The sequence below is a fragment of the Planctomycetota bacterium genome, from assembly GCA_016872555.1.
Taxonomy (GTDB): domain Bacteria; phylum Planctomycetota; class Planctomycetia; order Pirellulales; family UBA1268; genus F1-20-MAGs016.
In genome coordinates this window covers 42560-61844 of sequence record VGZO01000010.1, presented here as the reverse complement: position 1 = coordinate 61844, position 19285 = coordinate 42560, and the positions used below count along the sequence as shown (strand labels likewise).

The following is a 19285-nucleotide window of genomic DNA, read 5'->3' as shown; positions in this document are numbered from 1 at the left end:
GTGTCAGCCGGGCTGCGGCGGCGAGCCCATCGGTCGTGTTCACCACGACAGCCGCCGAAGTAAAGGCTGGCACCGGCCTCGTCACAGCACGGCGATCGCAAACCCGAAGTGTCGAGTTTACTGGACACCCCACAGAGTGTCGACTAAACTCGACACCATGGACAAGGCGGCGCTCCTCTCGATCGCCGCCGACTGGAGCCATTGGGACTCACCGCCGAAGCCGACCGTTCCGCGGTCGATCGAATTGCCGCGCGAGTTGGTGCCGGGCGTCGCACTCGTCATCCAGGGGGTGCGCCGCTGCGGCAAGTCGACGCTGCTCGAGCAGTTGATGGAGCGCTACGGGCTCGACCGCTCGAAGTGCCTGTTCATCAACTTCGAGGATCCCCGACTCACGCAGACCCTCGACCACACGCTGCTCGACGGGCTCGTCGGGGCGTTCGAGGACGACCGTGGCCACGGCTGCACCTACCTCCTCGACGAGGTGCAGTGGGTCGAGGGGTGGCAGCGCTGGCTCCGCGCCCAGCTCGACCGAGCGCGGCACCGCCGGTTCGTCGTCACCGGCTCCAATGCCGGACTGCTGGCTGGCGAGATCGGTTCGTCGCTGACCGGCCGCCACCACACGGTCGAACTGTTTCCCTTCGACCTCGGCGAGTATCGCGCGGTGAAGCCCGGCGCGACGGTGGAAGATTATCTCGCTGCCGGGGGGTTTCCCGCCACGGTCTCGTCACCCGACCACGACCGGCTGCTCCATGGCTATTTCCACGACATCGTCGAGCGCGACATCCGCGAGCGCGTCGGGGCACGGTCGAGCATGCCGCTCAGGCGGCTGGTGCAGATGCTCTTCGAATCGGCCGGCGCGGAGACGAGCCTGCGCCGCCTGGCCGCCGCCCTCGGCATGTCCGTCGATACGACCGCGCTGTACGCGGACGCCACGGAGAACGCGTACCTCGCGCTGGGATGCCCGTACTTCGCCTGGTCGGAGAGGAAGCGGCTCGTGCGGAACAGGAAGTACTACCCTGTCGACACGGGTCTGCGGCGCGCGTCGATCACGACGGCCGGCCACGACCGTGGCAAGCAGCTCGAGTGCGCGGTGTTCCTGCTGTTGCGCCGCCGCTTCGGCGAAGTGTGGTACTGGCGCGGTGACGGCGAGATCGACTTCGTCGTCGAGCACCGGGGGATGCCGACGCCAGTGCAGGTGACCTGGGACACGGTCGGCGAGCGGGCGCGTCGCGCGGTGGACGAGTTTCAGGCCGCCCATCCGACCGCGGGGGAGGCGGTGTTCGTCACGGCCGAGTCGTTCGCGGCCGGGGTCCCGGAGCTTGCCGGACTCCGTCATTCGGACCGCTGACTCGCAGGAACGGATTTCGATCGTCGCTCGTCGAGCAAGCGAAGCAAGCCGTAGCCGCTCAGCCACGCGCAACGGTCGCGTTACGACTCACCGCCGCTCACTACTGCAGACCGAAGCGATCCCCGGCCGAGCCGCCGCCGAGTCCCCCCTTGAGCGGTTTGTTCGACTGCTTCACCGGCGGTGGGGGCGGTTCTTCCTCGACCTCCGGCTCGTCGGCGGCCGCTGCCGTAGCCGGCTGGGCCAGGGCCGCGAGCGCCTTGATCGACAGCGACAGGCGCTGCTCGTCGGGATCGACTGCCATCACCCGGCATTCGACCGTCTCCCCCTCCTTGACCACGTCGCCGACACTGCGGACATGCCGGTGGGCCAACTCGGAGACGTGCACCAAGCCCTCGATCCCCGGCGCGAGCCGCACGAACGCCCCGAACTGGGCGATCCGCGTCACGGCGCCGCGCACCGTGGACCCGATCGGAAACCGCTCCGCCGCCGTCTTCCAAGGGCTCTCGGCCGTCTCGCGGATCGAGAGGCCGATCTTGCCCGTCTGGGCGTCGATCTTCTTGACGACGACGCGGACCTTCTGGCCGGGCTGGAGGAAATCCTCCGGCTTCGCGACCCGGTCCCACGACATCTGGCTGACGTGGACCAGCCCGTCGACGCCGTCGCCGATGTCGACGAAGGCGCCGAAATCGCGGACGCTGCGCACGACTCCCTCGCGGACGTCACCGACCGCGAGGCTCTCGAGGAGTTTCGTCCGCGCGTCGGCGGCCTGCCGCTCGATCACCGCCCGGCGGGAAAGGACGAGGCGCCGGGCGGCGGGGACGATCTCGGTGACGAGCGACTCGAGTGTCTGGCCGACGAGCTCCTCGAGGTTTTCGATCCGCCAAGTGCTCACCAGGCTCGCCGGCATGAACCCCCGGAGCCCGGCGACGTCGCACTCCAGGCCTCCCTTGTTGGCGCCGGTGACGCGCGCGGCCACGACCATCCCCGCCTCGAGTTGCGACCAATCCTCGACGGCGACGGCACGGTTGGCGGGGGCGACGTCGTAGAGCCCGTCTTCCTCGTTGCGGCCGCCGACCGAGAGCTCGAGCACGGCCCCCACCTCGGGCACCGGTTCGATGCCGGCGAGCTTGAGCGCCCCCTGCCGCCGTCCGCCGAGGTCGAGAAACGCCGTGTCGGGACCGAAGCTGACGACCGTTCCAGAGACCCGTGTGCCCGGCTCGAGCGGCGCCTCGACCTTGTCGGCCGGAGCCTTGGCGAGGACGTCGTCGACCGCGATCCCCTCCATCGCGGCGGCGAAGTCGGCTTCGAGGTCGTCTTCGAGTGGCCCGCGGAGGCTCGGCGGTGCGACACGCTTCATGGGGCGCTGGATGTCGAACGCCGATGGCTCGCGCTGCGGGCGGCGCGGGCGCCCGCCTCCGGGGCGGGGCTCGCCGCGGCCGCCGGGAGCCGGTCCGCGGACGGCCGGTTCTCCAGCGCCGCCGGCCCCGACCTCACCCGCACCGGACGCCGGCGCATCAGGAACCGCCGGGCCGCCTTCGGCAAGGGGCGTCGCGGGGCCAGCCGCGGCCTCCACCGGCGCAGCGCCAGGGGCCGCATCGGTGGCCCGCGGTTGCGCCGGCGAGGTCACGAATTGATGCCGTGGCGGCAGCCGCGGGGGCGGCACGCCGCGACGCTGCGTCCCGATCGCGATCCGCCGTCGCGTTGCCGCAGCGTCGGCCGAATCGTCGCCTCCCGCCGGGGCGTCGCCGGCGGTGGGGGGCGTTGGCTCGTCGATCGGTCCACGGCCCACGTCCGCGGCGTCGTCGCTGGATCGTTCTGGAGAATCGCCGGTCATCGGCTCAACCTTCGGAGAACCTCCGCCACGCCGGACCTTTCGACGCCCCTGCTGGAGAGGCACCGCGCGGGGCAGGGGAAAAAACGTCTCGGCCGCGCGTCACCGGCGTCACACCACCACGGGGATCGGGGTCGCTGCCGGGGAAACCACCCAGAAAGGCCGCTGGGTGGATGGCCTGGCCTGGGGGCCGGCCTGCGGGCCGTCGCTGTCACAAGCTGTCAGTGCGGGAAACAGGACTTGAACCTGCACGGTATTACTACCACCAGGCCCTCAACCTGGCGCGTCTGCCAATTCCGCCATTCCCGCGAATTCAGATGCCGCTTGACTCCACCGATCGACCGCAGATCATTCAACGCGCTCGATCGACAACGCCGCGCTCTCGCCACCGGCAGTCACTGGCGCACCGATCCGGTGACCGATCGCTGCCGTCAACGAAACCAGCCCGAGGCTCCAGACAACGTCCCCGACCGGCTGCCAGCGAAAGAACGGCAAGGCGTTCACGAAGCACGCGCCAAGCCCCTGGATCGTATGCGGGTAATCGTTCGAAAGCCACCAGTATGCCACGTTGGTGACGACGAAGAACGTCACCGCACCGGCGAGGCCTCCCGCCACGATTCGCAGTGCTCGGCCGGATCGGACCCACGACCGCAGCGACACCGGGGCGGCACAGGCCGCGAACACGATCGTCGCCATCGCGAGGCTGCCATACCCCGGCTGGATGAGGTTGCCAAGCGCGAGACCGGCGACTGGGATGGTCGCCGCGAGGATCGCGCTGGGAAACACCGCACCGGCGACCAGCGCCACTGCCGTCAGCGGTGTGACGTTGTAGGCGGGCTGGAGCAAGCGTCCGACGACGATCAGACCGACCAGGCCCAACCACACCATCGCCAGCCGCGCCCAGCGCACCTGCGCGGGGAGTGACCGCTCGGAAAATGCCGCCAGGCCACGGCCCCACCGGTTCGGCCCGAAGACCGCGTTGCGTTCCGGTCGGGCAGCACCCCACGGGCCCCGCCCGGAGCCGATCGCAGCCTCCGACCGCTCGCCAGCCATGTGTCGCTCCGTCACCACCGTGTCGTCCCGTTCCGGCCGTCGTGTCCGCGTCGCGTCCAGGTCTGCCGCGCTCGCCCACCGCACGCCAGGGTCCGGAATTGGAGCCCCGTCCCGCGGGCCGGCGAGCGAACGGAAACCCGATACACTACAGGTTTTTGACTGGCAGGCAAGCAGCGTGGCCGACGGTTCGCGGTTTTCACGGGCCTTCCTCATGACCGACCGGCCGTCCCCCCAGCAGCGCGACGCGGACGGCGCCCAGGGTGCGGCCGACGACCCGGAGGCGTGGGTGTTCGAGACGCTGCGGGCCGACCGCGGTGCCGACGGCATCGTGACCGTCACGGTGCTCGTCCCGGGCCGGGCCCACAACGTCATCACGCAGTCGGTCCTCTTCGACCTCGAGGCGATCCTCGATCAACTCGACGCCGGACCGCCACCGACGGGGCTGATCATCGCCTCGGCGCGGCCGGGTTCGTTCGTCAGCGGAGCCGACATCGGCCGGCTCGAGGTGCTCGTCCAGGCCGCCAGCGCCGACATCGAGTGGCTCTGCGAGTCGGCGCGCACCCTGTTCGCCCGCCTCGCCAGCCGCCCATGGCCGAGCGTTGCGGCGATCGATGGCGCCTGCCTCGGCGGGGGGCTGGAACTCGCCCTGGCCTGTGACACCAGGGTGGCGACCGACGCCTCTCACACGGTGCTCGGGTTTCCCGAGGTCAAGCTCGGCCTCATGCCCGGCTGGGGTGGCACCGCATTGCTGCCGCGCCTCGTCGGACCGGGTGCTGCACTGGAGCTGATCGCCGCCGGGGAACCGATCGACGGCGCCGCCGCCGCCCGGCTCGGTCTGGTCGACGCCTGCGTGGCTCCGGAGCTCGCCCTCGCCACCGCCCGTCGCCTCGTCGAGCGGCTTCGTGACGACGCCGCGCTGACAGCCCGGCGGCGGCGGATGGCAGGGCGGGTCGTGCTCGCACCGGAGGAGCGCGATTTCCTCGCGGCCTCTTCGGCAGCGGTGATCAACGGCCGCACCGGCGGCCATTACCCGGCGCCTCCCGCGATCCTCGAGACGATCCTCGACGGACTCGACGTGTCGGCGGAGCACGCTGCCCGGCTCGAGGCCCGGGCGTTCGCCCGGCTCCTCGCCTCGCCGGTGACCGGCCATCTGGTCCGGGTCCAGCGCCTCGCCGAGCGCAACCGGCGTGATCCGGGGATCGACTGCCGCTCCTCCGCCACCCCGTCGCCATCCGCGACCGCCATCGCCGCGCCCGCCGTCGTCGGCGCCGGCATCATGGGATCAGGCATCACCGCGGCCCACCTCCGTGCCGGGTTCACGGTGACGCTGGTCGACATCGACGAGGAGGCATTGGCGCGGGCGGTGCCCGCGATCCTCGACGAGGCGGCCCGGGATCCGGCGAGCCACCATGCGACCGCGGATCGGACGGCCGTGGACGCGGGTCGGCTCCACCCGGCGACGCATCCGGCGGCTCTGGTCACCGCCGACCTCGTGATCGAGTCGGCCGTCGAGCGCACCGACGTCAAGCTCGGGCTGCTGCGGACGATCGAGGCGACGGTCGGCCCCGACGCGGTGATCGCCACCAACACGTCGACCAATCCGATCGGCCGTCTCGCTTCCGCGCTCGCCGCCCCGGGCCGGTTCTGCGGCCTCCACTTCTTCAATCCCGTCAGGCGGATGACGCTCGTCGAAGTGGTCCGCGGGCCGGCGACCACCGACGCCACCGTCGCCACCGCCGTGGCGCACGCGAAACGGCTGGGCAAGTGCCCGATCGTGGTTCGCGACAGCCCCGGGTTCCTCGTCAACCGGCTCCTCATGCCTTACCTCCACGAGGCGGTGGAGATCCTCCGCGAGGGAGTCGCTGCGGCGCGGATCGACGGCGTCGCGCGCCGCTTCGGGATGCCGCTGGGGCCGCTCGAGCTCTACGACCTGATCGGCCTCGACACGGCGCTGTACGCCGGCCTCGTCCTCGCCGACGCGTTCGGCGATCGGATCGCGGCATCGCCGGTCGTGCCCGTGCTGGTGCGTGCGGGGCGTTTGGGGCGGAAGAGCGGCGGCGGGTTCTACGAATACGCGCCGGAGCAGGCCCCGGTCGGCCGGCCCAGGCCGCCGATCGGCGACGCCACGGCATTGATCGCCCCGGTGATCGCCCCCTACCGGCTCCCCCCCCGCGGCGACGACGACGACACGATCACCGACCGGCTCCTCCTTCCCGTCGTGCTCGAGGCGACCCGGGTGCTCGACGAGGGGATCGTCCGCGACGCCGACGAGATCGACCTGGCGATGATCCACGCCCTCGGCTTTCCCCCGTTCCGAGGTGGACTGCTCGCCTGGGCCGACGACGTCGGCCCCACGGAGATCGTCCACCGGCTCGGCAGGCTTGCGGATCTCGGCCCGCGGATGGTGGCCACGCAACGTCTGCGGGCCGTGGCGGCCGATGGAGGTCGCTTCGTCGCATGACCCCTCCCGCCACGGCGCGAGACGACGAAACGCCCGTCATCGTCGGGTGCCGGCGCACGGCGATCGGCCTGGGTGATCCGGGCCGCGGGGTGTTCCGACGGGTGCGCGGCGACGAGTTGGCCGCGGCGGCGATCGCGGCGGCGGTGGCGGCTGCGGCCGTCGATCCGGCGACGATCGAGGACGTGATCCTCGGCTGCACGCAGCCGAGGGGCGAGCTGGGGGGCAACGTCGCCCGGAACGCCGCGCTCCTCGCCGGGCTGCCGTTCGGCGCCGCGGGGGCGACCGTCGACCGCGGCGGCGGCTCGGGACTCGAGGCCCTCGTCCGCAGCGCCCAGGCGATCCGCGTCGGAGCCGAACGCGTCGTCGTCGCCGGCGGGGTCGACCATCCCGGCCGTGGAGCGGCGGCCCACAGCGCCGACATCCATCCCCGGGCGCTGGCCGCGAGCAGCCGGGGGGTCCTCTCGCCGGGCCTGTGCGCGGAGCACCTCGCGATCCACGCGGGGATCGACCGCCGTCGGCAGGAGGCCTGGGCGCTCGAGAGCCACCGCCGCGCCGCCGCCGCCGACTGGAAAGACGAGATCGTCGCCGTCGGCGGGCACGACGAAGGCGGTCGGCCCGCGACCGTCGTCCGTGACGAGGCGATTCTGGCCGCCGAGCGCGTCGCCGACCTCGACCGGCTCGAGCCGCTGTTCCTACCCGGCGCCGGCACGATCACGGCCGCCACGGCGGCACCCCCGGGCGCCGGAGCGGCGGCGCTGGTGATCATGTCCCGTGGCGAGGCGCTTCGTCGGCGGCTGACACCGCTGGCGACCGTCGTGGCGACGGCGACGGTCGGCATCCCCCCGGCGGCAACGGCGCGGGGCGCCGTGCACGCCACCCGCAAGCTCCTCGGCAAGTCGGGGGTGCGCCCGGAGGACATCGACCACTTCGAGCTCGACGAGACGTTCGCCGCCGAGGTGATCAACGACGTCGCCGAGCTCGGCATCGACCCCGCCCGGGTCAATCCGTGCGGCGGGAGCCTCGCCCTCGGCAACCCACCCGGAGCAGCCGGGGCGCGGATGGCGACCACGCTGGTCCACGCGCTGGTCCGGTCAGGAGGCCGATGGGGTCTCGCGGCGACGTCGATCGGGCTCGGCCAGGGACTCGCCGTGCTCTTCGAGCAGGCCGGCTCCTGAAGGTCGCCACGCGGCCGGTCAACGCCTCAACCGCCGCTGGCGACCAGCGCCGGCCACCAACTGCACAGGTACCACGCCCGCGGCGTCGTCAACTCGGCGAACGACTGCCACGGCCCGCGTGCCGTCGGCGCGTCGATGCCGAGCAGCCCCTCGGCCAGTGACCTCGGGCGCTGGTAGCGCACGACGCGCGCGGTCCGTTCCGTGAGGCCCGCCAGTTCGACCGACCGGGCGATGGCGTCGTCGAGGAAACCGATCCGGTCGACGAGTCCTGCCTCGAGCGCCTGCCGCGCGGTGAACACCTGCCCGGTGGCGACCTGCTCGAGCGCGGCGCCGTCGAGCTTCGGCCGGCCCGCCCGCACGATCTCCTTGAACCGGGCAAACATGTCGTCGACGAGCGACTGGAGCACCTCGCGCTCGCGCGCCGCCAGGCCCGGGTCCCGGGCCTTCGTCGGGCTGAGCATCTCCTTGAGCGGGCCGCTGGTGACCGAGTCGTCGGCGACGTCGAAGCGCTCGAGGAGCCGCGACACGTCGAAATGCGGGATGATGACGCCGATCGACCCGGTGAGCGTGGCCGGCTCGGCAAAGATCACGTCGTCACGTCCGGCGTTGGCCATCGCCACGTAGTAGCCGCCGCTGGCGGCGATCCCCCCCATGCTGACGACGACCGGGAGGTCGCGGTCCGCGAGCAGGCGCCGGATCCGCTCGTAGATCTCGTCGCTGCCGCTCACGGTGCCCCCGGGGCTGTCGATCCGCAGCACGAGCGCCTTGACCGCCGGATCGCGGCGCACCTGCTCGAGTTGGGCGGTGGCGAACCCCTCGCCGAGGATTGCCCCGGCGACGTCGACGATCGCGATCTTGGAAGGGGCCGTCCGCGACAGCGAGTGCCAGGTTTCGCCGAGCGCCGCGTCGCGCTGGAAGTAGCGGGCGTTTGCCGCGGCACTGGCGAGGGCGACGGCCACGGCCACGGCGGCCACCACCCAGGCCACGCGCGCGCTCCGCAGGCCCCGGGGGCGCGCTTGTTCGAGGATCACCCGCGTCGGCGGCACCATCCGCTCGGAAGCGCCGCCCCCCTCTGTCGCCCGATCCATGGCCCGATCCCTCCTTCGAACCATCACCGGCCAGGTGGCGCGTTGCCAGGGTCGGGGCGCTCACGACCGCGGCCGACCCGGGCTCATGTTGCCACGATTCGCCGGCGCCCGCTACCTTGCCCCTGCCTGCCGTCGCGGGCGCGCCCGAAGCGGTGCGGGGCCGTCGCACCCCGGCGCCCGCCCCCATACCCGCCCCGGAGTCCGCCGTGATCGTCTGCGTCAGCACCGAGTGCTTCCCCGACCTCCCCCTGGCGGCTGCGATGGAGCGCCTTGCGGAGCTCGAGTACAGCGCGGTGGAGATCGACGTCCACGAATCGGGGGGGCACCTCCATCCCGTCGAGGTCGCCGCCCAGCCCGACGCCGCGGTCAAGGCCTGCAGCGACCTGCAGCGGCTCCGGCCGGTGGCGGTTTCGTTCGCCGCCGCCGAAACCCCGGCGACCGACGGGCTGTTTGCCGCCGCCTGCAAGCTCGCCAAGTCGCTCGGCGTCGTGACGATGGTCGTCGAGTCATCCGAGCTGGGAACGCCGTTCAATGGCGAGATCGAGCGGCTGCGGCGGATGGTGGCGATCGCCGCCACGCTCGACGCCGTCGTGGCAGTGAAGACCTCGGCGGGCCGCATGACCCAGGATGCCGAGACGACCGCGTCGCTGTGCCGCAACGTGCCGGGGCTCGGTGTCACCCTCGACCCGAGCCATTTCATCTTCGGGCACAAGAAGGCGGCGAGCTGGGAGCCGATCCTCAAATACGTCCGCCACGTCCACCTCCGTGACACCAAGCCCGACGTGCCCCAGGTCCGGATCGGCCAGGGGGGCGTCGAATACCTGCGCCTCGTCCGCCAGCTCGAGCGGGTCGGCTACGGGCGGGCCCTGTGCGCCCACATGCTCCCTCTCCCCGGCGTCGACCAGGGAGCCGAGCTGCGGAAGATGCGGCTCCTCCTCGAGAGCCTGCTGTAGGCGGCGCGCCGTCAGCCCGCGCCCCACTCGCCGCGGCGGCCGAAGCGCTCGCGGGCCGCCGCCGCGAACCGGCCCGAGGCCGCGGCCAACGCATCGAGGAGGGCGGCGGTGTCGCTGCCGGCCGCGCCGCGGGCCGCCGCGATCACCGTCCGGCACTCGTTGGCGTCCATGAACGTCGCCGCCTCGAGCACGAGCGCCGCTTCCTCGGGGGTGATGACGAGGAACCCGTGCTTGTCGGCGTGGATCAGGTCGCCGGGGTTGACGGTGCGCCCGAAGACCTCGACCGGGCAGCCCCAGCGGACCGGATGGACGTGGGCGTGGCCGACGCACAGCCGCCGGGCGAGCGCCTTGAAGCCGACGGCGGTCATCTCGTCGACGTCGCGGATCGCGCCGTCGCAGATCGTACCCACGCACCCGAGCGCGCGGTGGACCGAGGCGTTGACTTCTCCCCAGAACGAGCCCGTGACCCGGGGCTTTTCCAGGTCCTGGACGCAGACGATCTTCGGGCCCGGCACCGCGGCGACGGCGCGGCGGTAGGCATCCCAGGCACCGGGCGCGGCGGACTTGTGCGCCGGGTTTCCCGGTTCGATGACCAGCGTCACCGCGCGGCCCACCATCGGGCCCAGCGCCGGCATGAAATCGCGCGTCTCCTCCGGATTGAATCCGGCGGCGGCGGGATCGCGACGGGTGATCTGCTCCCAGCCGTTGTAGACCGTCGGCGTGTTCCAGCGCTGCAGCTGGAGCAACTCACCGAGCTCCGGGCCGGCGGGGTCGTTCACTGGAGCTTCGCCGCGGTGGATTCGACCCGGCTGGCCATTTCGGCGAACGCCTTGGCCTGGAAGTCGTCTCCCTGCTCGGCGTACATCGTCGACAGGTTGCCGTAGGCCACCGCCAGCGACTTCTCCTCGATCTGCCGCTGCTCGACCGCCCCCTCCATGAGCTTCACGCCCTGGCGGCTGAGGCGGACCGCTTCCTCGCGGCGGTCGGCGTTCCAGTAGGAGATCGCCATGCTCACCAGCGACTCACCGAGACGACCGGACGTGCCGTCGCGTCCGAAGGCGGCATTGGATTCCCACAGCGGCACGACCTTGTCGAACCACACGACCGCCGTGGCGTGATCCCCCTGCTGGATGCCGTGGAGGACACCGATCCGGAAGTAGATGTCGCCGAGGCTCCGCCGGTCGCGGTCGGTGAGCTCGCGCTGCTCGGCGCCGCGCTCCAGGTAGGCCGCGGTGAGCGTCGCATTGGCGAGCATGTCGGCCGCCTCGCCACGCTTCTGGGCGGCGGCGATGGCGTCGGCGAGCCCGTGGCCCGCCTCCCAGTCGATCTGGCGACGCCGCCAGGAATCCTCGAGCCCGGCCCCGAGGCGGTCGCGGGCGGCGAGGAGGCGCTTCACCCAGGGAAGTGGCTCGATCGCCTCCGCCGAGCCGGCGGCGGCCGCCAGCGCTCCGCGGCACAGCTGCAACTCGAGCATCGCCCGCTGCGGATCATCGGCGGGGACTTCGGCCACCATCGCGTCGGCCCGCTGGATCCATTTCGGGATCACGCGCGGCTTCTGCCGGTATTTGCCCCGGGAGATCGCGATCGCCATCCCCAGGTGGGCGTCGAGCAGGACCTCGCGGGCGGCGGTCTGCACCGACGGCGAGCGGTTGGTGAGCAGCGGCAACCCGGCCCGGATCGCCTGGTCGAAGTGCCCCACGGCCCGGGCGTAATCGGCGGTCGGCTCCTCGAGGGCGATGCGGCCGAGCATCCGCTCGGCCTGGGCCTTCACCAGCGGCGTCGCCGTCGCCTCGTCGCGGACCTCCTCGACCTTGGTGCGGGCGTCGACGAACCGCTCCAGCGCCACGAGGATGCTGGCGTGCTTGAGCCGAGTCCAGACGTCGACCGGATCGACCGCTTCGGTGGCGGCGGCGGTTTTCAGGGCCTGCTGCCAGCGCCCCTGCTCGGCCAGGAGCACCAACAGCAGCCGGTGCGCCCGGAGGTGGCGTGGGTCGAGTTCGATCGCGTAGGTGAGGTCGGCGAGGGCGTGGGCGGAGTGGGTTTCCATCTCCCCTTCGGCGCGGAGGACGAAGGCCTCGGGGTCGAGCGGCTCGAGCATCATCGCCAGGGCCGATCGGGTGCCCGGCTTGAGGCTGAAGACGATGCCCCGTTCGGGAAACACCTCGCCGATCGAGATCCCCTGTTCGTCGAGGATCGACACGGTGCGGAGGTCGCCGATCTCGAGCTTCTCGGCCAGCTCGTCGACGGCCAGCGGCTCGACGAGCTTGACGCGGATCGCGCTGCAGACGTCGCCATCGAACGTCATCTCCACGCGCTCGAACGGCTCCATCGCCCAGAACAATCCGTTGCTGCCGTCCTCCCGGGTGAACGCGGTACCGAGGCCGAACACCGCCTCGACCTCTCCACGGGTCGACGTGCCCGGCGTGATGCCCTGGAAGCTCGCCGGATCGATCGTCAGCGTCGGGACCTCGTCGGGGGTGGCCGCGACCGGCGTATCGAGCGAAGTCGGTGGGGTCGGCGGCAGGTCGCCGAGGGGGGCGGGGGCAGGGGGCTCGACGACCGCGCTGGTCACCCCTTCGGCGCCCTCTTCGGGGGGCAGCGGTGCGGCGCCGACGGCGACCGTGGCCGTCGAGCCGGTGTCTTCGCCGCTCGCGGCCAGCACGCTCCGGTCGGGTCCGAGCACGAACGTCTCGGCGCCGGCGGGCGCGGATCGCTGTGCGGCGCCGGGCTGGGCGCGGGCGGCCAGATCGCTCGCCAACTCACCCCACGCGCCGAGGAGCGATCCGCGCGTGTCGACCGGGGCGGCGAACCGGGAGCGGAGCAGCGACCGCCCCGGCTTGCCCTCGGCGGTCGAACGGGGTGTGGCGGCGATGCCGGGGGCGGTGCCGGCGGGCGCCTGGTCGGCCGCGGTCGGCCGGTCCTGTGGCGCCGGGGCGGCATTCTTCGCCGCCTCGGCAGGTGCCGGCGTGGCGGAGTCGCGGCCGGTGAGCCGATCCATCCACTTCGGGAGCCGCAGCAGGCCGCGCGGAGAAGCAGCGGCGTCGGGCCCCGCGGCAGGGCACGACGGACCGCACGGGGCCACTCCGAGGAGCAACGCGGAGAGGACGACGCCGGAAAGACGGGGGCACCGCAGCATGGCCACGTCGAGATCCTCCGAAGACAGCCTGGGGCGATCGCGGCGTCCCGCGGGCGGGAATGCCGCAGCGCCGGGGAACGTAGGCTTCCCCGCTCGCCGGGTCCAGATCATCCTGCGGTGGCGCGTGGCGCCGTCCCGGGCCGCCGTCGGCCGCGGCCTCCGCGCCGGTAGAATCGTTTCCGGTAGCTTTGCCCCGATGACCACGACACCCCAGTCCGCCGCGCCGATCGTCGTCGTCGGAGGGGGGCTGGCCGGGTTGGTGGCCGCCGAGACACTCGTCGCGAAGTCGCGCCGACGGGTCGTGATCATCGACCCCGCCGACCGCCCAGGCGGCGTGCTGCAGACCGTCCGGCGGGGCGAGTGGCTGGTGGAACGGGCCGCCGACTGCTTCCTCGCCGCGCGGCCCGAGGGGCTCGCGCTCGTCGAGCGGCTCGGGCTCACCGACCGTCTCCTGCCGGTGTCCCCATCGGCACGGCGCGCCATGATCTGGTGGGGCGGTCGGACGGTTCCCGTCCCGGCCGGCTTTCGCCTTCTCGCCCCAGGCGACCGGGAGGCGATCCGGACGACTCCCCTGCTGTCGGCCGCGGGGCGCGACCGGCTTCTCGCAGAGCCGACAGTGCCCTCCCGGGATCCGGCTGCCGGCGATGAATCGCTCGAGTCGTTCGCGGTGCGTCGGCTCGGCCGCGAGGCCTTCGAACGCCTCGTCCAGCCGCTCGTCGCGGGAATCTGGACGGCCGACCCGGCCCGGCTGAGCATGGCGGCGGCGTGTCCGGAGTTCGTGCGGATGGAGCGCGAGCATGGCAGCCTCACGGCGGGCGAGCGGGCCCGGCTGGAGGCCACGCGGCCCGGCGAAGGCCAGCCCGCCCCTGACGGGCCGGTCGCCGGCGCCCGTTACTCGCAGTTCGTGACCCTGGCCGAGGGGATGGAGTCGCTCCCGAAGGCGCTGTGGCGGCGCCTCGGTGACGCCGGCGTGGAATGGCGTCGCGCCGCGGTGGACGGGCTGGCATGGTCCGCCGCCGGGTACGTCCTGCGGACCGCCGGAGGCAGCCACGTCCAACCGGCGGCCGGTGTCGTCGTCGCCTGCCCCGCGCCGATCGCCGCGCCGATCCTCGGCGACGTCGCGCCGGCTCTGGCCGGCGAGCTCGCGGCCATCGAGCATGCGGGATCGGCTGTCGTCTGCCTGGGGTACGATCGCGCCGCGCTCGAACACCCCCTCACGGCCGCCGGCGTGGTCGTGCCGGCCGTCGCGGGCAGGGGTTGCCTGGCGATCAGCTTCGCCAGCGCGAAGTTCCCTGGTCGAGCGCCTGGAGACGGAGCGCTCGTGCGCGTGTTCCTCGGGGGAGCCCTCGATCCGGGTGTCGCCCTCCTGCCCGACGAGCTCCTCATCGCCCGGGCGGCGGCCGAAGCCGAGGCGATCCTCGGTGCGCGACGCCCCCCACGGCTCGTCGAGATTGCCCGCTGGCATGGCGCGATGCCGCAGTACCATCTCGGCCACGTCGACCGCGTCCGGCGGATCGGCGAACTGGCCGCCGCGTTGCCGGGAGTGGCACTGGCCGGCAACGCCTACGAGGGGGTGGGGATCCCACAGGTCATCGCGAGCGGCATCGCCGCCGCCGACGCCGTTGCCGGGGTCTGCGGGTGACCGACCGTCAGCCAGTGGTCGACCGTGGTCCCGGCATCACGCCGGAAACGGTCACTTCTTCTTCGCGGCGGCCGCGGCTGCCGGCTTGGCCGCTGCCTTGGCGGCGCCGGCCTTCGGGGCTGCGGCTCCCTCCGCCCCCTCCTCCTTCTTCGCCTTCTTCTTCTTCATCACCATCTTGTAGACCCGCACCTTGGGCAGGCCGAGGGGGCTCCGCCCCGCCTCGAAGCGGTCGAGTTCCTTGAGCTTGGTGATCCGCTCGGCGCGCGACAGCACGCCACGGGCCGACGTCGATCCTTTGCGGACGCGCAGGCTCTTGTCCATCGTCATGACTGGTTCCTTCGGTTGTCTCGGGTGCGGTCCGCGACGGAGGCTGCCAACCGCAACTCCACAGCGTAGAAACGACCTCCCCCGGTCGCAAGGGGCGTCCGTCACCGCTGCCGTCGCGGCCCCTTCCCCGGGGCCCGCGACGGCGGGCGGATGCTCACCCCTCGCCTGCGTCCAGGGCCGAGGCATCGATGGTGGCGATGCGCGCCAGGAAATCGTCGATCGTGGCGGTGCGCTTCGCCAGATCCGGTTCGACGCACGCCATGATCGCCTTGCCGAGCGCCGGTGGGATGTCGGGCCAGTGCTCGCGGATGTCCTGCGGCGTGGTGTCGTGCTGGAGGGCCGCCCGACCGGAGGTGCCCCGTGGCCAAGGCAACTCGAGCGTGCAGATCTCGTAGGCGGTGACGCCGAACGAAAACACGTCCAACCGGCGATCGGCCTGACGCCGGCGGACCACCTCCGGAGCCATGTAGTTGGGCGTCCCGATCCGATTCCCGGGCTGAAGGAACACCGGCTTGTCGGGCACCGTCAGGCCGAAGTCGAACAGCACGAGGCGGCCGTCGGTGCCGAGGATGAAGTTGCGCGGGCAGATGTCGCGGTGCACGAAGCCGGCCTTGTGCACGGTGGCCACCGCGGTCGCCGCCTGGCGGACGAGGTCCACGCGGCGTGCCGGGGGCAGCAGACGCTTGGTCGAGAGCAGGCCGTGGAGCAGTTGCCCGTCGAGGAACTCCTCGACCACGAAGGCGCTGCCGTCCTTGGTCGTTCCCCAGTCGATCGTGCGGACGATGTGGTGGCCGGTGATCCGGGAGCCGATCTCCCCCTCGGAAGGTTTTCCCAGGCCCTTGTAGCGCCCCTCGATCGGCCCCACCTTCTTCGGATCGAGGATCTTGAGGCCGAGGATCTCGCGGGTCTCCCGGTCGCGCACCTTGTAGAAACTGGACATCGTTCCCGAGATGCTGTGGTGCAGCGCCTCGTAGCGCCGCCAGACGTCGACCTTGCCGCGTCGTCGGCGATCGGCTGCCGCCCCGCCGGATGCGGCCGGTTTGGCCGGCGCCGCCGAGCCGCGTCCACCGAACCACGCGAACAGGCGACGAAGGTCCATGATGCTCGCGAGCAAGGGGATCGGGGGAAGGACGGCACCGGTCGGCCACCGCGACGGCATCCCACCGCCGCGGGCCGTCAGCCCTGCTTGAGGCGGGCGAGCTCTGCATGGGCGGCGGCCAATTCGGCCTCGAGCTTCGGCACCTCGGCCGGGTCGTCAGGCTGCTTCTTCGCGGCCGCCAGCAGCTGCTGCAGCTTGGCCACCTTGTGCTGGAGCACTTCCTGGCGCTTCTTGTCTTTCTTGTCCATGTGGCACCTCGGAGTCTCGTCGGGCCGCCGCCGCGGTGCTCCTCAGGGAGCGGGTGCGCTTGCCGGCGGGCTCTCACTGGTCGAAGCGTCCGGCGCCGTGGCAGGGGCGGCTTCCTCCGCCGGGGTATCGCCCGGCGGCGAACGGCCCTCCTCGGACCGGCGGAACGAGCCGCCCGGCCCTTCACCGATGCCCCCTGGCGGGCCGCCGCGGAACCGGGCCCCCTCGCCCCCGCCGTCGCTGAAGCCGCCACCGCCCCCTTCCATGCCGCCCTCGTCAGACGTCGAGACCGCCTGCCGCGGCGGGCCGGTGTGGAGCTGGCGCATCCACCCGGAGAGGAGAACGACGCCGAGGCCCACGATCAGGGCGACCGTCGACCATTTCCGCCGCGCGTCGCGGATCCACTGCGTTCCCGCACCGCGCCCCACCAGGCCGCTGGCGAGGAAGAACACGCCCATCGCGAGCAGGAACTTCACGCCGAACAGGGCGTGGTAGCGCGTCCGCTTGAGCCAGGCGCCCTGTTCCCATTCGATCGCGTCCCCTGTGAACACGAGGTAGTTGACCAGGCCGCTCACCAGGAGGGCCGCGATCGCACCGATCACCCACGGCAGCCAGCGCCGCCGGACCGCCTCGTGGATCCGCGCCCGGGTCCCGTCGTCCTCGGCTTCCAGTGCCGGGAGGAGGGCAACGTGGGCGAACGCCAAGCCCCCCATCGCGACGATCGCCGCGAGGATGTGCAGCCAGCGGAACGCCAACAGCGACATGTCGATCGAGCGCATGCAAGCCCCCGTGGAAAGGCATCGCGGGCACGGCGGACACCCGCACTCCCGGACACTCCGCGGAGGATATCCGATCGCCGGCCCGGGGTGTACCATCCCCCTGCGGCCGGCGGACGGGCGCTGCCGCGCGATGCCTGGGCCTTCGTCGCGTGCCGGTCCGTCCGCTCCCCTGGGGATGCCCGACCGTGGATGCCGATCCCGAGATGATCCTGCCCGGGCAGTCCCCCCACGACCGCTTCATGGCGCTGGCGCTCGACGAGGCCCGCCGTGCCGCCGACGAGGACGAAGTTCCGGTCGGCGCCGTGGTCGTGGCCGGCGGGCGCGTGATCGCAAGCGCGCACAACCAGCGCGAGCAGCTCGCCGACCCGACGGCCCACGCGGAGATGATCGCGCTGACGCAGGCCGCCGCGGCGCTGGGCACGTGGCGGCTCGAGGGCTGCACGCTGTACGTGACACTCGAACCGTGCCCGATGTGCGCTGGCGCCATCCTCCAGGCGCGGGTGCCCGAGGTCGTCTGGGGCGCGGCCGACCCCAAGGCCGGGGCCGTCGCCTCGCTGTACCGGCTGTTCGAGGATCCCCGGCTCAACCACCGGGTCACCCACACCGGCCTGGTGATGGCCGACGCCTGCAGCGCGATCCTGTCGGCGTTCTTCCGCGGCAAGCGTGGCCCACGCGGCTGAGCGGAGCCGGTCAGGTCCGCTGGCCGATCGGCACGAAATCGCGGAGCGTCTCGCCGGTGTACACCTGTCGCGGCCGGCAGATCTTCTTCGTCGGCGAGCGATGCATCTCCATCCAGTGGGCGATCCACCCCGGCAGCCGCCCCATCGCGAACAGCACCGTGAACATCTGCACGGGGATGCCCATCGCCCGGTAGATCACGCCGGAGTAGAAGTCGACGTTGGGATAGAGCTTCCGCTCGATGAAATAGTCGTCGGCGAGAGCCACTTCCTCGAGCTGCTGGGCGATGTCGAAGATCGGGTCGTGGCGGGCGATCTTGGCGAGCAACCGGTCGCAGATCGACTTGATGAGGCGGGCACGCGGATCGTAGTTCTTGTAGACGCGGTGGCCGAACCCCATGAGGCGGAAGCCGGAGTCCTTCTTCTTGGCGAGATCGACGCATTTCTTCACGTCGCCTCCCTCGGCCACGATCCGTTCGAGCATCTCGACGCACGCCTGGTTGGCACCGCCGTGGAGCGGCCCCCACAGCGCACAGATCCCCGCCGAGATGCTCGCGAACAGGTTGGCGTCGCTCGACCCGACCATCCGGACCGTCGACGTCGAGCAGTTTTGCTCGTGGTCGGCGTGCACGATCAGGAGCGTGTCGAGGGCGTCGGCGAAGTCGGGGTCGACGTGGTACTCCTCGCACGGCACCGCGAACATCATCTGGAGGAAGTTCTCGCAGTAGCTGAGATCGTTGCGCGGGTAGATGAGGGGCTGGCCGATCGATTTCTTGTGGGCGTAGGCCGCGATCGTCGGCAGCTTGGCGAGCAGCCGGTGGACGCTGATCTCGACCTGCCGCGGGTCATGGACGTCGAGCGAGTCCTGGTAGAAGGTCGACAGCGCTCCGACGACGCTGCCGAGCGTGGCCATCGGGTGGGCATCCCGGGGAAAGCCCCCGTAGAAGCTCCGCATGTCCTCGTGGATCATCGTGTGGTGCGACAGCGACCGGCGGAACTGCTCGAGCTCGTCCGCCGTGGGCAGCTTGCCGTAGATCAGCAGGTAGCTGACCTCGACGAAGTCGCACTTCTCGGCGAGGGCCTCGATCGGGTACCCGCGGTAGCGGAGGATCCCCCGCTCGCCGTCGAGGAACGTGATCGCACTGACCGTCGAGCCGGTGTTGACGTAGCCCTCGTCGAGGGTGATCGCCCCGGTCTGGGCGCGGAGCTTGGCGATGTCGAGCGCCTGCTCCCCCTCGGTTCCGACGACGACGGGAAGGTCGAGCGCCCGGCCGCCCATCTCGAGACGGGCCACCCCCGCGGACCGGGTGCCCGGCCAGGGAGTCGAGGGCCCGGGCGCGGATTTGGGCGTGGACACGGTCATCGTGGGGAAACTCCCGAGGGGCCCCACGGTGACGGCCGACGGCCCCGCAGCAGCCTGGCGGAGTCTAGCCCGCGCCCGGGGCATGGGCAATCGACGACGGCCGGCAG

General features: G+C 72.0%; 14 protein-coding genes and 1 tRNA gene. 6 read left to right on the top strand and 9 right to left on the bottom strand.

Annotated elements, in window-relative coordinates:
• The first annotated feature begins 136 nt into the window (after positions 1-136).
• Positions 137-1348, top strand: coding sequence for an ATP-binding protein (locus tag FJ309_05245; GenBank protein ID MBM3954005.1), 1212 nt, complete (start codon positions 137-139; stop codon positions 1346-1348).
• A 100-nt stretch (positions 1349-1448) separates the two neighbouring features.
• Here the strand turns inward: FJ309_05245 and FJ309_05240 are convergent, their stop codons facing one another.
• The 3 genes from FJ309_05240 to FJ309_05230 all read right to left on the bottom strand — a co-directional run bounded on the left by FJ309_05240 (position 1449) and on the right by FJ309_05230 (position 4232).
• Positions 1449-2705 (bottom strand): S1 RNA-binding domain-containing protein, encoded by a 1257-nt coding sequence (locus tag FJ309_05240; GenBank protein MBM3954004.1) that lies wholly within the window; start codon positions 2703-2705, stop codon positions 1449-1451.
• A 699-nt stretch (positions 2706-3404) separates the two neighbouring features.
• Positions 3405-3488 (bottom strand) — tRNA-Leu (locus FJ309_05235).
• 39 nt (positions 3489-3527) lie between these two features.
• Entirely contained in the window at positions 3528-4232 is a 705-nt protein-coding gene (locus FJ309_05230; GenBank protein ID MBM3954003.1) for a hypothetical protein, read from the bottom strand.
• Here FJ309_05230 and FJ309_05225 point away from each other — a divergent pair.
• Together FJ309_05225 and FJ309_05220 are read left to right on the top strand one after the other, a co-directional pair.
• Positions 4231-6693, top strand: coding sequence for a multifunctional fatty acid oxidation complex subunit alpha (locus FJ309_05225; protein MBM3954002.1), 2463 nt, complete (start codon positions 4231-4233; stop codon positions 6691-6693). The two genes, FJ309_05230 and FJ309_05225, sit on opposite strands and share 2 nt — an antisense overlap.
• Positions 6690-7868 (top strand): thiolase family protein, encoded by a 1179-nt coding sequence (locus tag FJ309_05220; GenBank protein MBM3954001.1) that lies wholly within the window; start codon positions 6690-6692, stop codon positions 7866-7868. Before FJ309_05225 ends, FJ309_05220 begins: the two co-directional genes overlap by 4 nt.
• Positions 7869-7894: 26 nt before the next feature.
• Here FJ309_05220 and sppA read toward each other — a convergent pair whose 3' ends face one another.
• Entirely contained in the window at positions 7895-8980 is a 1086-nt protein-coding gene (gene sppA, locus FJ309_05215; GenBank protein ID MBM3954000.1) for a signal peptide peptidase SppA, read from the bottom strand.
• Positions 8981-9216: 236 nt separating this feature from the next.
• Between sppA and FJ309_05210 the strand changes: the two genes are divergently transcribed.
• Complete coding sequence (locus FJ309_05210) at positions 9217-9909, top strand: sugar phosphate isomerase/epimerase (GenBank protein ID MBM3953999.1); 693 nt, start codon at positions 9217-9219, stop codon at positions 9907-9909.
• 11 nt (positions 9910-9920) lie between these two features.
• Here FJ309_05210 and FJ309_05205 read toward each other — a convergent pair whose 3' ends face one another.
• Positions 9921-10688 (bottom strand): RraA family protein, encoded by a 768-nt coding sequence (locus tag FJ309_05205; protein MBM3953998.1) that lies wholly within the window; start codon positions 10686-10688, stop codon positions 9921-9923.
• 1362 nt (positions 10689-12050) lie between these two features.
• Here FJ309_05205 and hemG point away from each other — a divergent pair.
• Complete coding sequence (gene hemG, locus FJ309_05200; GenBank protein ID MBM3953997.1) at positions 12051-14687, top strand: protoporphyrinogen oxidase; 2637 nt, start codon at positions 12051-12053, stop codon at positions 14685-14687.
• A gap of 51 nt (positions 14688-14738) precedes the next feature.
• Here the strand turns inward: hemG and FJ309_05195 are convergent, their stop codons facing one another.
• From FJ309_05195 to FJ309_05185, 3 genes are all read right to left on the bottom strand, one after another.
• Positions 14739-15014 carry a small basic protein gene (locus FJ309_05195; GenBank protein ID MBM3953996.1) on the bottom strand — a complete coding sequence of 92 codons (276 nt, stop codon included), beginning with the start codon at positions 15012-15014 and terminating at the stop codon, positions 14739-14741.
• 154 nt (positions 15015-15168) lie between these two features.
• Positions 15169-16173 (bottom strand): serine/threonine protein kinase, encoded by a 1005-nt coding sequence (locus FJ309_05190; protein MBM3953995.1) that lies wholly within the window; start codon positions 16171-16173, stop codon positions 15169-15171.
• A 230-nt stretch (positions 16174-16403) separates the two neighbouring features.
• Positions 16404-17138, bottom strand: a complete 735-nt coding sequence (locus FJ309_05185; GenBank protein MBM3953994.1) for a hypothetical protein — start codon at positions 17136-17138, stop codon at positions 16404-16406.
• Positions 17139-17341: 203 nt separating this feature from the next.
• Between FJ309_05185 and FJ309_05180 the strand changes: the two genes are divergently transcribed.
• On the top strand, positions 17342-17818 hold the full coding sequence (locus FJ309_05180; GenBank protein MBM3953993.1) for a nucleoside deaminase: 477 nt from the start codon (positions 17342-17344) through the stop codon (positions 17816-17818).
• 10 nt (positions 17819-17828) lie between these two features.
• Here FJ309_05180 and FJ309_05175 read toward each other — a convergent pair whose 3' ends face one another.
• Positions 17829-19178 (bottom strand): citrate synthase, encoded by a 1350-nt coding sequence (locus FJ309_05175; GenBank protein ID MBM3953992.1) that lies wholly within the window; start codon positions 19176-19178, stop codon positions 17829-17831.
• Between the last annotated feature and the right edge of the window lie 107 nt (positions 19179-19285).

Coding starts and splice junctions, on each gene's coding strand:
- FJ309_05230 (MBM3954003.1), bottom strand. CDS start 4,232: ATGGCTGGCGAGCGGTCGGAGGCTGCGATCGGCTCCGGGCGGGGCCCG.
- sppA (MBM3954000.1), bottom strand. CDS start 8,980: ATGGTTCGAAGGAGGGATCGGGCCATGGATCGGGCGACAGAGGGGGGC.
- FJ309_05240 (MBM3954004.1), bottom strand. CDS start 2,705: ATGAAGCGTGTCGCACCGCCGAGCCTCCGCGGGCCACTCGAAGACGAC.
- hemG (MBM3953997.1), top strand. CDS start 12,051: ATGCCCCGTTCGGGAAACACCTCGCCGATCGAGATCCCCTGTTCGTCG.
- FJ309_05210 (MBM3953999.1), top strand. CDS start 9,217: ATGGAGCGCCTTGCGGAGCTCGAGTACAGCGCGGTGGAGATCGACGTC.
- FJ309_05185 (MBM3953994.1), bottom strand. CDS start 17,138: ATGCGCTCGATCGACATGTCGCTGTTGGCGTTCCGCTGGCTGCACATC.
- FJ309_05195 (MBM3953996.1), bottom strand. CDS start 15,014: ATGACGATGGACAAGAGCCTGCGCGTCCGCAAAGGATCGACGTCGGCC.
- FJ309_05175 (MBM3953992.1), bottom strand. CDS start 19,178: ATGACCGTGTCCACGCCCAAATCCGCGCCCGGGCCCTCGACTCCCTGG.
- FJ309_05180 (MBM3953993.1), top strand. CDS start 17,342: ATGATCCTGCCCGGGCAGTCCCCCCACGACCGCTTCATGGCGCTGGCG.
- FJ309_05225 (MBM3954002.1), top strand. CDS start 4,231: ATGTGTCGCTCCGTCACCACCGTGTCGTCCCGTTCCGGCCGTCGTGTC.
- FJ309_05190 (MBM3953995.1), bottom strand. CDS start 16,173: ATGCCGTCGCGGTGGCCGACCGGTGCCGTCCTTCCCCCGATCCCCTTG.
- FJ309_05220 (MBM3954001.1), top strand. CDS start 6,690: ATGACCCCTCCCGCCACGGCGCGAGACGACGAAACGCCCGTCATCGTC.